Here is a 14,848-nt window from a genome sequence, read left to right on the forward strand (position 1 = left end):
GGAGGCCGCCATGCCGCAGGTCGTACGTTCACGGGTCAGAGCGCTGCACGGGCCGCCGCCCGTCGCGGCGGCGCCGCGACGCTTCCGTTCGCTGGCCGACCGCGAAGCCGTCGCCGTGCTGCACAGGGCCGCCCGGGTGCTGATGGAGGCGCTGCCGGAGCTGACGGACCGGCTCGTCGACGCGCTGCGGGAGCAGGAGCCCGCCTACCGTTCGGCGATCGAGGCGGACGCGGCGGAGATCTGGCAGGAGGTGCACCACTCGCTGCGGCACAACGTCGGATCGCTGATCCAGCCCCGGGAGTTCCGGGACGCCGCCCACCGCACCTCCCGGCGGATCGGGGAGATCCGGGCCGAACAGGGCCTGCCGCTCGACGCCGTCCTGCACGCCTTCCGGATGGGCGGTGCGATGGTCTGGCAGGACCTCGTGGACGAGACCGCACGCCGGCACCCCGACGACACCCGGCTGCTCGTCCATGTCGCGGCGGACGTCTGGAACTTCGTCGACGAGCACTGCGGCGTCGTCGCCGACGCCTACCGGCAGACGGAACGCAGGCTCGCCTGGCGCCGGGAGAACCGTCAGCGCCTGATGACGGCGGCGCTGCTGGACGGCACCGCCCAGATCGCCGAACTGCCCGACGCCGCAGCGATGCTGGGGCTGCCCGAGCACGGCAGATACGCGGTGCTCGCGGTCGCCACCGCCCGCCGCGCCCCGCACGGCACCGCACACCCGCCCATGGAGCTCCCCGCCGGCACGGACGCGCTCTGGCACCCGGGCCCGGACGCGGACTTCGCCATCCTGCCGCTGGCCCCGGGTGTCGAACTCCCCGTGCCGCTCACGGACGCGGCCGGAACCGTGGCCGATGACAGGGCCGCCACGCAGACCGGAGCACCGGCGGGCCCGGTCGGCGGCGATGTCGAACTCGCGGCGCTGGCCGCCGGGTTGTCCGCCCCGCCCGGAGCCGGGGTCGGCATCAGTTCCGTCGTCCACGGGCTGGCGGCCGTGGGGGACGCCCGGCGGCTCGCCGAGACCGCCCTTCGGGCCTGCCCGGCCGGCGGCGGGGTCGTCCTGCTCGACGAACACCTGCCCGCCGCCCTCGTCGTCTCGTCCCCCGGGCTCGGCACGGCGCTCGCCGCGCGCGTGCTGGGACCGCTGGACCGGCTGGACCCGGCCGACCGCGACGTACTCATCGAGACGCTCACCGCGTGGCTCGACTCCGACGGCTCGGCTCAGCGCGCGGCGGCCCGGCTCTACTGTCACCGCAACACCGTCCTGAACCGGTTGCGCCGGTTCGAGCAGCTGACCGGCCGCTGTCTGACCCGCCCGTCGGACGCGGTCGAGGTCTCGCTCGCCCTCGCCGCGCGCCGGCTGCTGGGCGGCTGACGGGGACGCCCCCGCCTGTGCCCGCGCACAGTTCCGCACGGCACGGGCTGTACCCGCGCACCGCACCCGCCCCGCCCGCTGTACGCGGCCCCGGCCGGCTGATGCCGTGTCCGACATGCCTTCAGCGCCCCTGACAACCTGTGCCCGCACGGGTGCCCGCATTGCCTGTGCCTGCGTGTGTGCCCGCACAGCCTGTGTCCGCCCGGCCGCCGCGACCTGCCTCCCGGCCGCCGGGGCGCGCCGGTGAGCGGCGGCTTCGACGCCCGGTCGCTCGCCGTGGTCGTCTTCCTCGGCTTCGTCGCCGTGTCCCTGCTGCTGTGCGGGCTTGCCGCCGCGGACCAGGACGACCCGGAGCACTTCTACGCGGGTGGCGGCTCCGCCCTCGGCCCGGCCGGTGCCGGGCTGGCCATCGCGGGCGACTACATCTCGGCGGCCACCCTGCTCTCCACCACCGGCGCCGTCGCGCTCGCCGGATTCGACGGCGTCCTGTTCGCCGTCGCCACCGTCGCCTCGCTGGTGCTGGTCATGCGGATGCTGGCCGAACCCCTGCGCCGCAAGGGCGTGTTCACCCTCGGCGACTTCCTCGCGGACCGGCTCGGCGATCCGTCCGTACGCCGCGCGCTCGGCATCGCCACCCTGGTCGTCCTGGCCCCGCTGCTGCTCGTGCAACTGGCCACCGCGGGCCGGGTCATGGCCTCCATGTTCGGACTGCCGGACGGCGCCCTGACCGGCTGTACGGTCGCCAGCGGCGCGTTGATGGTCTGCTACTCCGCGGTCGGCGGCATGCGCGGCACCGGATACATCCAGATCCTGAAGGTCGCGGTGGTGCTGGCCGCCGTGACCCTGCTCGCCGGGCTGGTGCTGGCCCGCTACGGCTGGAACCCGTTCTCCCTGTTCGACGCGGCCCGGCGGGGCAGCGGGGCGGGCGGCGCCTACGCGCGCCCCGGACTGCAGTTCGGCCACACCTTCGCCGGCGCCCTGGATCTGCTCGGCTTCCAGCTCACCCTGGTCCTCGGGGCCGCCTGCATGCCGCACGTCATGATGCGGCTGCATCCGATGCGGGACCGCTGTACCGTGCGCCGCGCCACCGTCTGGGCGTCCGCCCCGGTGGCCGTCCTCTGCCTCGGCGTCGTCGTGGTCGGGCTCGGCGCGTCCGCCCTGCTGGGCCGGAAGGTCCTGCAGGCCGCGGACCCGGCGGGCGGTACCGCGCTGCTGCTGGTGACGGGAGCGCTCGACCCGGGTGCCGACGGGCCGCGGGAGAGCCTGCTGTTCGCCTGCGTGGCCTGTGCGGTGTTCGCCACGACGCTGGCGGCGGTGGCCGGTATCACCCTGGCCGCCGCATCCTCGCTCGCCCGCGACTTCGCGGCGAAGGCGCGCACCCGTACGGCCGTCAGGTCCGACCGGTCCTCCGGGCGCGAGATCCTCCGCGCCCGGCTGGCCGTCGTGCTGATCGGCGCCCTCGCCGTCTGGGTGTCGACCTTCACGCACGACCGCAATCCGCAGGTGCTGCTCTCGCTCTCGTTCGCGGCCTCCGCCTCCGTACTCCCGCCGGTCCTGCTGTACGCCCTGTTCAGGCCGGGCTTCGACGCGCGGGGAGTGCGCTGGACGGTCTACGGCACGCTGCCGCTGATCGTGGTGCTGATGGCCCTCTCGCCGTCCGTCTCCGGCACTCCCATCGCACTCTTCCCGGACCGCGACTTCCACTGGTTCCCGCTCCAGACACCGGGGATCGTCACGATCCCGGCCGGCTTCCTGCTGGGACACCTCGGCTCCCGTACCGGCCGGGCGGGGCGGTCGCACCGGGCGAACCGCGCAAGATTTATTGCGCAATAGATATTGTGCAAGTTTTCTTTTCTATCTAGCCTGGGGGCATGGCAAGCAACGAATCACGCCGGGTGTCCGACCTCGGCACGCTCAAGGCGTTCGGGCACCCCCTGCGGATGAAGCTCTACCGGGCGCTCTACATCGCCCGGCAGGCCACCGCCTCCCAGCTCGCCGAGCAGGTGGACGAGCAGGTCTCGCTGGTCAGCTACCACCTGCGCAAGCTCGCCGACCACGGCCTGATCGAGGAGGCCGACCGGGAGGGCAGGGACGGCCGTGAGCGCTGGTGGCAGCCCGCGTCGAAGGGGCTGCGCTTCCATGACGAGGACTTCAGCGACGCGCCCGAGAAGGCCGCCACGCACACCGCCGTCAGCCGGCTCTCGTTCGACCAGCACATCGAGCTGTACCGCCGCTTCCTCGACGCGTACCGGAGCTGGACGCCCCCGTGGCGCAAGGCGTCCTTCACCTCGGAGTACCTGGCCCGGCTGAACCCCGAGGAGCTCGCCCTGCTCGAACGCGAGCTGCACGAGGTCATCAACCGGTACGAGGAACAGGGCCGCGCCCGCGACGAGGCCGGCGACACGGAGAACCGCGAGAACGTCGCGCTGCACCTGTACGGCTTCCCGTTCCGGACCTGACCCGGCCACCCGAGAGGACGCCCCGTGACCGTCACCCTCAGTGCCACCGAAGCTCCGGAACGCCCCGCCCACCGCGACGGCAACGTCCTGCGCTGGCTCAGCGCGTACACCGCGTCGATGATCGGCGACAGCGTCTACTACATGGCGCTCGCCTGGGCCGCCGCCCGCACCGGCAGCGCCTCCGAGACCGGAGTCGTGCTGGCCGCCGGCTCCATACCCAGGGCCCTGCTCCTGCTCGGCGGGGGAGTGCTCGCCGACCGGCTCGGACCGCGCCGCGTCGTGCTCGCGAGCGACACCGCCCGCTGCCTCGTCATCCTGGGCCTGGCCGGGGCGCTGCTCCTCACCTCACCCACGGTGTGGATGCTGATCGCCGTGGCGCTCGTCTTCGGCGCGGCCGACGCCCTCTTCCTGCCGGCCGTCGGCGCCCTGCCGCCGAGGATCACCGCCGCCGGGCAGCTCGCCCGGGTCCAGGGCCTGCGCGGGCTCGCCACCCGCGGGGCCAACGTCGTCGGCGCCCCGCTCGGCGGCGTCGCCGTGGCCCTGGGCGGCCCCGTCCTCGCCTTCGCCGCGGCGGGCGTGCTCTTCGCCGTCTCGCTGCCGCTGCTGCTTGCCGTACGGATGGGCCCGCTGCCCGCGCCGGAGCAGGCGGCCGGACCCGCCGGCACGGCCTGGCGCGACCTGACCGACGGGCTGCGCCACATCCGCCGCCACCCGATGCTCGGGCCGCTCATGCTCGTCGTCGCCGTCAGCGAACTGGGCTTCGTGGGACCGCTCAACCTCGGCCTGATCCTGCTCAGCCAGGAGCGCGGCTGGGGCGCCTCCGGCATGGGCTGGATCATCGCGGCCTTCGGGATCGGCGCGGGATCGTCCGCCCTGCTGCTCGCCGTGCGCGGCAGGATTCCCCGGGCCGGACTCGTCATGTGCCTCACCGTGCTGATCGGTGCGGTCGCCATCGCGGCCCTGGCCTACGCGCCGTCCGTGCCGCTCGCCGCGGGCGTCGCGGTCCTCATCGGGCTCTTCGCCGGCCTCGGCGGCGCGCTGTGCGGCGCCCTCATCCAGACCGCGGCCGACCCCGCCTACCTGGGCCGGGTCACCTCGGTCTCGACGCTCTTCACCCACGCGCTCTCGCCGCTCAGCTACCCGGTCACCGGCGCGGCCGTCGCCCTCTGGGGCACCGGCCCGGTCTTCGTCGCCAGCGCCTCGCTGTGCGCGGCGGGCGCGGTGACGGGCCTGGCCTTCACCCAGCTGCGCCGCGCGGAACTCCCGCACTGACCGCACCCGGGGGGCCGGGGCCCGCCGCCGGGCCCGGCCACTACATGCCGAGCTTGGCCGTCGTCACCCGGGCGATGGCCTCCTGCTCGCCCTCCAGCTCCACCCGCGCGGCGTCCTGCCGCCCGAACGCGAACAGCAGCAGCTCGCCCGGCTCGCCGGTCACCGTCACGACCGGGGTGCCCTTGTGCGCGACCGCCGTCTGCCCGTCGGGGCGGCGCAGCACAAGACCCACCGGGGCCTTCCGCCCCAGCATCCGCGCCGCCTTCTCCGTACGCGACCACAGGACATCGGCGAAGACCGGGTCCAGCTCGCGCGCCGACCAGTCGGGCTGGGCCCGGCGCACGTCCTCCGTATGGACGTAGAACTCGACGGTGTTGGCGACCTCGTCCAGCTGCTTCAGCCCGAACGGGGACATCCGCGGCGGTCCCGTACGGATGAGCTGGATCAGCTCCTCGTACGGCTTGGAGGTGAACTCGGCCTGGACCCGCTCGCTGCGGTTCTTCAGGGGGCCGATCACGGTTCCGGCCGCCACGTCGGGCCGGCGCTCCCGCAGCACCACATGGGCCGCCAGGTCCCGGGCCGTCCAGCCGTGGCAGAGGGTCGGGGCCTCCGGGCCCGCCGCCTCCAACAGGTCGGCGAGCAGAAGTCGTTCGCGCTTCGCATGGGTCGACATGTCCGCCAGCGTACGACCGGTGTCCAGCGTCCGCCCAGTGGACGCACGCCCGAGCGGGTGTCCCGGCCACGGCACAATGGGCACATGACCAGCACGCCCACGCCCGGCACCCCACCGCCCGCCAGCGGCCTCGACCCCGCCATCGCCGCCCGCCTCAAGCGCGGCGCCGACGGACTGGTCCCGGCCATCGCCCAGCAGTACGACACCGGTGAGGTGCTGATGCTCGGCTGGATGGACGACGAGGCCCTGCACCGCACCCTGACCACCGGCCGCTGCACCTACTGGTCGCGCAGCCGCCAGGAGTACTGGGTCAAGGGCGACACCTCCGGCCACATCCAGCAGGTCAAGTCCGTCGCCCTGGACTGCGACGCCGACACCGTCCTCGTCCGGGTCGACCAGACGGGTGCCGCCTGCCACACCGGCGACCGCACCTGTTTCGACGCCGACGTCCTCACGCTCGGACAGTAGGGTCAGCCGCCATGGATCTCGACACCTTCCGCAAGCTGGCCGTCGACCGGCGCGTCATCCCCGTCACCCGCAGGCTCCTCGCGGACGGCGACACCCCGGTCGGGCTCTACCGCAAGCTCGCGGGCGAGCGCACCGGCACCTTCCTCCTCGAATCCGCGGAGAACGGCCGCACCTGGTCGCGCTACTCCTTCATCGGGGTGCGCAGCGCCGCCACGCTCACCACGAAGGACGGCCAGGCCCACTGGGCCGGCACCCCGCCGGTCGGCGTCCCCGTCGACGGCGACCCGCTGCACGCCCTGCGCGCCACCATCGAGACGCTGCACACCCCGCACGACCCGGAGTCCGGACTCCCGCCCTTCACCGGCGGCATGGTCGGCTACCTCGGCTACGACATCGTGCGCAGGCTGGAGAAGATCGGCGAGAGCGGGGGCGACGATCTGAAGCTCCCCGAGCTCACCATGCTGCTCACCTCCGACCTGGCCGTCCTGGACCACTGGGACGGCAGCGTCCTGCTGATCGCCAACGCGATCAACCACAACGACCTGGCCACCGGCGTCGACGAGGCGTACACCGACGCGGTGACCCGGCTCGACGCCATGGAGCAGGACCTGCGCCGCCCCGTCGAGAACGCCCCGGCCGCCCTCCCGCCATCCGAGCTCCCGCCGTACACCGCACTGTGGGGCGGACAGGCCTTCCAGGACGCCGTCGAGGACGTGAAGGAGCGGATCAGGGCAGGCGAGGCCTTCCAGGTCGTTCCCTCCCAGCGCTTCGAGACGCCGTGCACCGCAAGCGCGTTGGACGTCTACCGGGTGCTGCGCGCCACCAACCCCTCGCCGTACATGTACCTCTTCCGGTTCGACGGCTTCGACGTCGCCGGCTCCAGCCCCGAGGCACTCGTCAAGGTCGAGGACGGCCGTGCGATGGTCCACCCCATCGCCGGGACCCGGCACCGCGGCGCCACCCCGCAGGAGGACCAGGCGCTCGCCGACGAACTCCTCGCCGATCCGAAGGAACGCGCCGAGCACCTGATGCTCGTCGACCTCGGCCGCAACGACCTCGGCCGGGTCTGCGAGCCCGGCAGCGTCGAGGTCGTCGACTTCATGTCGGTCGAGCGGTACTCCCACGTGATGCACATCGTGTCCACCGTCACCGGCCGCGTCGCCGAGGGCCGCAGCGCCTTCGACGTCCTCACCGCCTGCTTCCCTGCGGGCACCCTCTCCGGAGCGCCGAAGCCGCGCGCCCTGCAGATCATCGAGGAGCTCGAACCCACCCGCCGCGGTCTGTACGGCGGCTGCGTCGGCTACCTCGACTTCGCCGGGGACTCCGACACCGCCATCGCCATCCGCACCGCCCTGCTGCGCGACGGAACGGCGTACGTGCAGGCCGGTGCGGGCGTCGTCGCCGACTCGGACCCGGTCGCCGAGGACACCGAGTGCCGCAACAAGGCCGCCGCGGTGCTGCGCGCCGTGCACACGGCGAACCGCCTCCACGGCACCTGAGCCCGGCCCGATCGTGACGCGGGCCCCCGCGTCCCGCGTCGCGGGGGCTCCATCTCACACCCCCCGTGTGCCCGCGGGCCCGGGGCCGTAAGGGATAGTGGAGTACGTGAGTGCTGTCCCCGTACCCCAGCCCCGTGCCGAAGCCGTGTCCGCGCCCGACAGCGCGGGAAGCCGCCGAAGCCTCGCCGCCGGCCTGCTCCTCGGAGCGGCCGGTGCCACCGTCGTCCTGCTCGCATCCGGGCAGACCTGGGCCGAGGGCCGGGCCGCGGTCGGCGGCGGCGCCCTGCCGCTCAGCGCCGACGGGCAGGACGTCACCGGTCTTCCGGCCGCCCTCGCCATCGTCGGCCTGGCCGCCCTCGTCGCCGTCTTCGCCGTCCGCAGCAGCGGCCGCATGGTCGTCGCCGGGCTGCTGGCCCTCAGCGGCTTCGGTGCCGCACTGAGCGCCTACCTCGGCGCCTCGGACAGCGCCGCACTCGACGAGAAGGCCGCCTCGACCACCGGTGACACCTCCGCCACGATCGGCGCCCTCAGCCACACCGCCTGGCCGTACGTGACCGCGGCCGGCGGCCTGCTGATCCTGCTCGCGGGGCTGCTCGCCCTGCGCTACGGCAGGCGCTGGCCCACGATGTCCGGACGGTACGAGCGCGACGGCACCCCGCGCCCCCGCAAGACCGCCCCCAAGGCCCTGGACCCCGACCGGCCCGAGGACCTGTGGAAGGCCCTGGACCGCGGCGAGGACCCGACGCGCGAGGCATGACCCCCAGCTCACGTCCTACCCGCACGTACGGGACAATGGCGTTGAGTTCACAGCACAGCGGCACCCACAGCGGCACCGGCTCTGTGTCCAGCGACACCGAGCGATACCAACAGCGCAACACCAACGAGGAGCAACTCATGGCGGGCAGCAGCCACGGACACACCCCGGCCGCCTGGACCGGTGTCATCATCTCGTTCATCGGCTTCTGCATCGCAGGCGTCTTCATGGTCGCGGCGAACCCGCTCGGCTTCTGGGCCGGTATCGCCGTCACCGTCGTCGGCGGGATCGTCGGTCTCGCGATGAAGGCCGCCGGCCTCGGGATGCCGAAGGAGTCGGCCGAGATGGCCCAGGCACGGGCCCGCGCCGGGCAGGCGCAGACCTCCTGACCCCGTTCGCAGGACGTACGCACGCGAGGCGCAGCCCGGACCGGGCTGCGCCTTTCCGCGTCAGCGGCGACAATCACGGGGTGGACCCCTCGTCATCTCCCGCCACCGCCCCGCCGGACACCGGCCCCCGGCCCGCTCCCGACGGCCCCCAGCCGCCGCCCGGCCCGCCGCCCGTGCCCGGCGGCCCCCCGCATGCCGCCGGTCCGTCCGCGGGGCAGTGGGGCCCCTTCCGGCCCGCCCCCCGGCCCGATCCTGTCCCCGCCTCGCGGCTGCGGAGGATCGCCGGCCCGGCCGGGGTCATGGCCGGCATCATCGGGGCCTTCGCCTTCGTCGGTTCCGTCGATCCCAACGAGCCGGGCCACTACCCGGTCTGCCCGCTGCTCCGCTTCACCGGCATCTACTGCCCCGGCTGCGGCGGGCTGCGCAGCGCCCATGCCGTCGCCCACGGCGATATCGCGGCGGCGTTCGGCTCCAACGCCCTCGCCGTCATCGGCTACGGGATCTTCGCCGTGCTCTGGCTCGGCTGGATGGCCCGCGCGGCCACCGGGAAGCCGGCCCGGATCACCCTGAAGCCCCTGCACTGGTGGGGGATCGGAGCCGTGCTGCTGATCTTCACCGTCGTCCGGAATCTGCCGTTCGGATCGGCGCTGGCGCCGTGAATGCCCAGGTAGTGGGACATCTGTCGGCCGGATGCGGGCCCATCGGCCTCCTGCGGATACCATCGACATGGCTGATCCTGTTCCCTTGTCACCGTCCCGGAAGGGGGCCGCTCGCGTGAGTGTGCTCGACGAGATCATCAACGGCGTACGCGCCGACCTCGCAGAGCGGCAGGCGCGCGTCAGCCTCGATGAGCTGAAGGAACGCGCGGCGCGTGCCCCTCAGGCGAAGGACGGAGTCGCCGCCCTGCGCGGCGAGGGCGTCACCGTCATCTGCGAGGTCAAGCGCTCCAGCCCCTCCAAGGGGGCCCTTGCCGCCATCGCCGACCCGGCCGCACTCGCCGCGGACTACGAGGCGGGCGGCGCGTCCGTCATCTCGGTCCTCACCGAGGAGCGCCGCTTCGGCGGTTCGCTTGCCGACCTGGAGGCCGTCCGCGCCAAGGTCGACATCCCGGTCCTGCGCAAGGACTTCATCGTCACCTCGTACCAGCTGTGGGAGGCGCGGGCCCACGGCGCCGACCTCGCCCTGCTGATCGTCGCCGCCCTCGACCAGGAGGCTCTGGTCTCCCTGATCGAGCGCGCCGAGTCCATCGGCCTGACGCCGCTGGTCGAGGCGCACGACGAGGAGGAGGCGGAGCGCGCGGTGGACGCCGGCGCGCGGATCATCGGCGTCAACGCGCGCAACCTCAAGGACCTCAAGGTCGACCGCTCCACCTTCGAGCGCGTCGCCCCCGAGATCCCCGACCGCATCGTCAAGGTCGCCGAGTCCGGCGTCCGCGGCCCGCACGACCTCATCGCCTACGCCAACGCCGGCGCGGACGCCGTGCTGGTCGGCGAGTCCCTGGTCACCGGCCGCGACCCGCGGTCCGCCGTCGCCGATCTGGTCGCCGCGGGCGCCCACCCGGCCCTCCGGCACGGACGGGGCTGACCGCGCCCGTGCCCCTCGACCGTTCCCCGTCCCGCGTCCGGCCGGGCCTGCGCCCCGCCGCGGCCGCCGGCCGGGACCCGCACGCGCCGCTGGCGCGCGGCTGCCGCCCCCGCGGCTGCCGCGCCCCGGCACGCCGCGTGCACGGCCGGCGGGTGCGGTACGTGATCGGTGACGAGCCCGGCCAGGTCAACGGCATGCGATGGCGCACGGGGTCCGCGCAGTAGAGCGAGCCCCGGCCGTCGCACCCCGCCCATCCGGCGGATCCGCACGACCGCACCGCCCGGCCACGGCCGCGGTGGCGCTGCGCTCTCGGCGCATACGGTGAACCCACCCAATGCCATGTCGAGGAGCACGTCGAGATGTCGTCCGACTTCTTCATCCCGGACCCCGAAGGTCTGATCCCCAGCGCCGAGGGCTACTTCGGTGCGTACGGCGGCAAGTTCATCCCGGAGGCGCTCGTCGCCGCCGTGGACGAGGTCGCCGTCGAGTACGACAAGGCGAAGGCCGACCCCGCCTTCGCCGCCGAGCTCAACGAGCTCATGGTCGACTACACCGGCCGGCCCAGCGCGCTGACCGAGGTGCCGCGCTTCGCCGAGCACGCCGGCGGCGCCCGGATCTTCCTCAAGCGCGAGGACCTCAACCACACCGGTTCACACAAGATCAACAACGTTCTCGGCCAGGCGCTGCTCACCAAGCGCATGGGCAAGACCCGGGTCATCGCCGAGACCGGAGCCGGCCAGCACGGCGTCGCCACCGCGACCGCCTGCGCGCTCTTCGGCCTTGAGTGCACCATCTACATGGGCGAGATCGACACCGAGCGGCAGGCGCTGAACGTGGCGCGGATGCGTATGCTCGGCGCCGAGGTCATCGCCGTGAAATCCGGCTCCCGCACGCTCAAGGACGCCATCAACGAGGCGTTCCGCGACTGGGTCGCCAACGTGGACCGCACGCACTACCTCTTCGGCACGGTCGCGGGCCCGCACCCCTTCCCGGCGATGGTCCGCGACTTCCACCGGGTCATCGGTGTGGAGGCCAGGCGGCAGATCCTGGAGCGGGCCGGCCGGCTGCCGGACGCCGCGGTCGCCTGCGTCGGCGGCGGCTCCAACGCCATCGGCCTGTTCCACGCCTTCATCCCGGACGCGGACGTCCGCCTCATCGGCTGCGAGCCCGCCGGACACGGTGTGGACACCGGCGAGCACGCGGCGACCCTGACCGCGGGCGAGCCCGGCATCCTGCACGGCTCGCGCAGCTACGTCCTCCAGGACGAGGAGGGCCAGATCACCGAGCCGTACTCCATCTCGGCCGGTCTGGACTACCCGGGCATCGGACCGGAGCACGCGTACCTGAAGGACATCGGCCGCGGCGAGTACCGCGCGGTCACCGACGACGCGGCCATGCAGTCGCTTCGGCTGCTCTCCCGCACCGAGGGGATCATTCCGGCCATCGAGAGCGCGCACGCGCTGGCCGGCGCCCTGGAGGTCGGCAGGGAGCTCGGCAAGGACGGGCTGATCCTGGTCAACCTGTCCGGTCGCGGTGACAAGGACATGGACACGGCGGCCCGGTACTTCGGGCTGTACGAGGCCGACGCGACCGTCGAGGCGGACGCGGCCGGCCACGGCGCCGAGATCGAGGGGGACATCAAGTGAGCGGCAACATCGAGCTGTTGAACACCACCCTCGCCGGGGCCAGGGCGGAGGACCGGGCGGCGCTGATCGCGTACCTGCCCGCGGGCTTCCCGACCGTCGACGGCGGGATCGCGGCCGTCAAGGCGGTGGCCGCCGGTGGCGCCGACGTCGTCGAGGTGGGGCTGCCGCACAGCGACCCGGTGCTCGACGGCCCGGTCATCCAGACCGCCGACGACATCGCCCTGCGCGGCGGCGTGAAGATCGCGGACGTGATGCGCACGGTCCGCGAGGCGTACGAGGCGACCGGCATCCCGATCCTCGTGATGACGTACTGGAACCCGATCGACCGGTACGGGGTCGAGCGCTTCACCGCCGAGCTGGCCGAGGCGGGCGGCGCCGGGTGCATCCTGCCCGACCTGCCGGTCCAGGAGTCCGCGCTGTGGCGCGAGCACGCCGACAAGCACGGTCTCGCGACCGTCTTCGTCGTCGCGCCCAGCAGCAAGGACGAGCGCCTCGCCACCATCACGGCGGCCGGTTCCGGCTTCGTCTACGCCGCTTCGTTGATGGGGGTCACCGGCACCCGCGTCTCGGTCGGCGAACAGGCCCAGGACCTGGTGCGGCGCACCCGCGCCACCACCTCCATCCCGGTCTGCGTCGGCCTCGGCGTCTCCAACGCCGACCAGGCCGCCGAGGTCGCCGGCTTCGCCGACGGCGTCATCGTCGGATCCGCCTTCGTCAAGCGGATGCTGGACGCCCCCGACGAGGCGGCCGGCCTGGCCGCGGTCCGCTCGCTGGCGGCCGATCTGGCCGAAGGTGTTCGAAAGCGCTGACACCGGGCGTAACCCGAATGGGTGGATCTGGGACCGGGGAGGCACGCGAGTGCCTCCCCGGTTCGTTGCTGCGGTGTGAGCGAGAAGAACCAAGAGGGAAAAAGGGCCGCGCGAGACCGGCTGATCCAGCAGCGTGAGCAGGCGAAGGCACGGGAGCGCCGCCGCCGCACGCTGATCGTCTCCACCGCCGTGGTGGGCGTCCTGGCGCTGGCCGCCGTCGTCGGCATCATCGCCGCGAACAGCGGCGGCAAGGGAAACAAGGACAAGGCATCGGGCCCCGCCGTCGCGCCGTCCGGCGCCACCGGCAAGGACAGCCTGGCCATCCAGGTCGGAGCGGACGACGCCCCGTCCACGCTCACGGTCTGGGAGGACTTCCGCTGCCCGGTCTGCGCCCAGTTCGAGAACGCGTTCCGGGACACGATCCACCAGATGGAGCAGAGCGGGCAGATCAAGGTCGAGTACCACCTCGCGACGCTGATCGACGGCAATCTCGGCGGCAGCGGCTCGCTCAAGGCGGCCAACGCGGCGGCCTGTGCCCAGGACGCGGGCAAGTTCTCCGCGTACCACGACGTCCTGTACCGCAACCAGCCGAAGGAGGCCGATGACGCCTTCGGCGACAACAGCAAGCTGATCGAGCTGGCCAAGAAGGTCGACGGGCTCGACACACCCGCCTTCCGCAGCTGTGTCGAGGACGGCACGCACGACGCGTGGGTCCAGAAATCCAACACCGCGTTCCAGAAGGGCGGCTTCCAGGGCACCCCGACGGCACTGCTCAACGGTGAGTCGATCTTCCCGAAGAAGGGGAACGAAGCCATCACCGTGGCCAACCTGAAGAAGTGGGTGGCCGAGGCCAACAAGGGCAAGAAGCCGGGCACCGCCACGCCGACCCCGTCGGGGTCCTGAACGGCGGAAACCTGGCGAATCGATGACCCGCCCGTTACCCAGACGTTGTCGGGCGGGTTGCCGTACGTCCCGCCCGGCAGGGTAGCGTCGACGGTGCCATGAATCTTGCCTACATTCCCAGCCCGTCGACCGGCGTGATCGATCTCGGACCGATCCCGCTTCGCGGCTACGCGTTCTGCATCATTATCGGTGTCTTCGTCGCCGTCTGGTTCGGCAACAAGCGCTGGGTCGCCCGAGGCGGCAGAGCCGGCACTGTTGCCGACATCGCCGTCTGGGCCGTGCCCTTCGGCCTGGTCGGAGGCAGGCTCTACCACGTCATCACCGACTATCAGCTGTACTTCAGCGACGGTGAGGACTGGGTCGACGCCTTCAAGATCTGGCAGGGCGGCCTCGGCATCTGGGGTGCGATCGCGCTCGGCGCGGTCGGTGCCTGGATCGGCTGCCGTCGCCGCGGGATCCCGCTGCCCGCCTGGGCCGACGCGCTCGCCCCCGGCATTGTCCTGGCCCAGGCCTGCGGCCGCTGGGGCAACTGGTTCAACCAGGAGCTGTACGGCAAGCAGACCGACGTCCCGTGGGCGCTGAAGATCAGCGAGGGCCCCAACCGGGTGGCGGGCACGTACCACCCGACGTTCCTGTACGAGTCGCTGTGGTGCGTCGGCGTGGCGCTCCTGGTGATCTGGGCGGACCGCCGGTTCAAGCTCGGGCACGGGCGGGCGTTCGCGCTGTACGTCGCGGCGTACTGCGCGGGCCGCGCGTGGATCGAGTACATGCGCGTCGACGAGGCCCACCACATCCTGGGCCTGCGGCTGAACGTGTGGACCGCGCTGATCGTGTTCGTGCTGGCCGTCGTCTACATCGTGATCTCGGCGAAGGTGCGGCCGGGGCGCGAGGAGATCGTGGAGCCGGGGGAGCCGGAGGCTCCGGACGCGGTTGATGCCGGGGCGGACGCGGGGTCCGAGGACGCGGGGTCCGAGGACGCGGGGTCCGGTGACCCTGCGGTCGAGTCCGACG

The 14,848-nt window shown here is 73.0% G+C and carries 16 protein-coding genes; 15 read left to right on the top strand and 1 reads right to left on the bottom strand.

Features of this window, described 5'->3' with window-relative positions:
• The first annotated feature begins 10 nt into the window (after positions 1-10).
• From ACFVW8_RS27950 to ACFVW8_RS27965, 4 genes are all read left to right on the top strand, one after another.
• Positions 11-1,381, top strand: a complete 1,371-nt coding sequence (locus ACFVW8_RS27950) for a helix-turn-helix domain-containing protein (protein ID WP_389694694.1) — start codon at positions 11-13, stop codon at positions 1,379-1,381.
• A gap of 243 nt (positions 1,382-1,624) precedes the next feature.
• On the top strand, positions 1,625-3,214 hold the full coding sequence (locus ACFVW8_RS27955; RefSeq protein WP_389694696.1) for a cation acetate symporter: 1,590 nt from the start codon (positions 1,625-1,627) through the stop codon (positions 3,212-3,214).
• Between the two features lie 38 nt (positions 3,215-3,252).
• A complete protein-coding gene (locus ACFVW8_RS27960) occupies positions 3,253-3,840 on the top strand; it encodes an ArsR/SmtB family transcription factor (RefSeq protein WP_389694698.1) in 588 nt (195 codons plus the stop codon).
• Positions 3,841-3,864: 24 nt separating this feature from the next.
• On the top strand, positions 3,865-5,112 hold the full coding sequence (locus tag ACFVW8_RS27965; RefSeq protein WP_389694700.1) for an MFS transporter: 1,248 nt from the start codon (positions 3,865-3,867) through the stop codon (positions 5,110-5,112).
• Between the two features lie 40 nt (positions 5,113-5,152).
• Here the strand turns inward: ACFVW8_RS27965 and ACFVW8_RS27970 are convergent, their stop codons facing one another.
• Positions 5,153-5,785 (bottom strand): TIGR03085 family metal-binding protein, encoded by a 633-nt coding sequence (locus ACFVW8_RS27970; RefSeq protein WP_389694702.1) that lies wholly within the window; start codon positions 5,783-5,785, stop codon positions 5,153-5,155.
• Positions 5,786-5,869: 84 nt separating this feature from the next.
• Between ACFVW8_RS27970 and hisI the strand changes: the two genes are divergently transcribed.
• The 11 genes from hisI to lgt all read left to right on the top strand — a co-directional run.
• The gene (hisI, locus tag ACFVW8_RS27975) at positions 5,870-6,253 is read left to right on the top strand and encodes a phosphoribosyl-AMP cyclohydrolase (RefSeq protein WP_389694704.1); all 384 of its coding nucleotides are present in this window, start codon (positions 5,870-5,872) and stop codon (positions 6,251-6,253) included.
• Positions 6,254-6,264: 11 nt separating this feature from the next.
• A complete protein-coding gene (locus ACFVW8_RS27980) occupies positions 6,265-7,752 on the top strand; it encodes an anthranilate synthase component I (protein WP_389694706.1) in 1,488 nt (495 codons plus the stop codon).
• A gap of 97 nt (positions 7,753-7,849) precedes the next feature.
• The gene (locus ACFVW8_RS27985) at positions 7,850-8,509 is read left to right on the top strand and encodes a TIGR02234 family membrane protein (protein ID WP_389694708.1); all 660 of its coding nucleotides are present in this window, start codon (positions 7,850-7,852) and stop codon (positions 8,507-8,509) included.
• Between the two features lie 137 nt (positions 8,510-8,646).
• Positions 8,647-8,895 (top strand): HGxxPAAW family protein, encoded by a 249-nt coding sequence (locus tag ACFVW8_RS27990; RefSeq protein WP_389694722.1) that lies wholly within the window; start codon positions 8,647-8,649, stop codon positions 8,893-8,895.
• Between the two features lie 80 nt (positions 8,896-8,975).
• Positions 8,976-9,554: a DUF2752 domain-containing protein gene (locus ACFVW8_RS27995; protein ID WP_389694710.1), complete on the top strand. Its 579-nt coding sequence runs from the start codon at positions 8,976-8,978 to the stop codon at positions 9,552-9,554.
• 115 nt (positions 9,555-9,669) lie between these two features.
• Positions 9,670-10,479, top strand: a complete 810-nt coding sequence (gene trpC, locus ACFVW8_RS28000; protein ID WP_389694712.1) for an indole-3-glycerol phosphate synthase TrpC — start codon at positions 9,670-9,672, stop codon at positions 10,477-10,479.
• Entirely contained in the window at positions 10,476-10,703 is a 228-nt protein-coding gene (gene trpM / locus ACFVW8_RS28005) for a tryptophan biosynthesis modulator TrpM (protein ID WP_389694724.1), read from the top strand. Before trpC ends, trpM begins: the two co-directional genes overlap by 4 nt.
• Positions 10,704-10,838: 135 nt before the next feature.
• Positions 10,839-12,125, top strand: a complete 1,287-nt coding sequence (gene trpB / locus ACFVW8_RS28010; RefSeq protein ID WP_389694714.1) for a tryptophan synthase subunit beta — start codon at positions 10,839-10,841, stop codon at positions 12,123-12,125.
• Positions 12,122-12,934 (top strand): tryptophan synthase subunit alpha, encoded by an 813-nt coding sequence (trpA, locus tag ACFVW8_RS28015; protein ID WP_389694716.1) that lies wholly within the window; start codon positions 12,122-12,124, stop codon positions 12,932-12,934. Before trpB ends, trpA begins: the two co-directional genes overlap by 4 nt.
• 75 nt (positions 12,935-13,009) lie before the next feature.
• Positions 13,010-13,837 (top strand): thioredoxin domain-containing protein, encoded by an 828-nt coding sequence (locus ACFVW8_RS28020; protein WP_389694718.1) that lies wholly within the window; start codon positions 13,010-13,012, stop codon positions 13,835-13,837.
• Between the two features lie 98 nt (positions 13,838-13,935).
• A partial coding sequence (lgt, locus tag ACFVW8_RS28025; RefSeq protein WP_389694720.1) for a prolipoprotein diacylglyceryl transferase occupies positions 13,936-14,848 on the top strand: 913 nt, incomplete at its 3' end.

This window comes from Streptomyces sp. NPDC058221, from assembly GCF_042882365.1.
GTDB lineage: Bacteria > Actinomycetota > Actinomycetes > Streptomycetales > Streptomycetaceae > Streptomyces.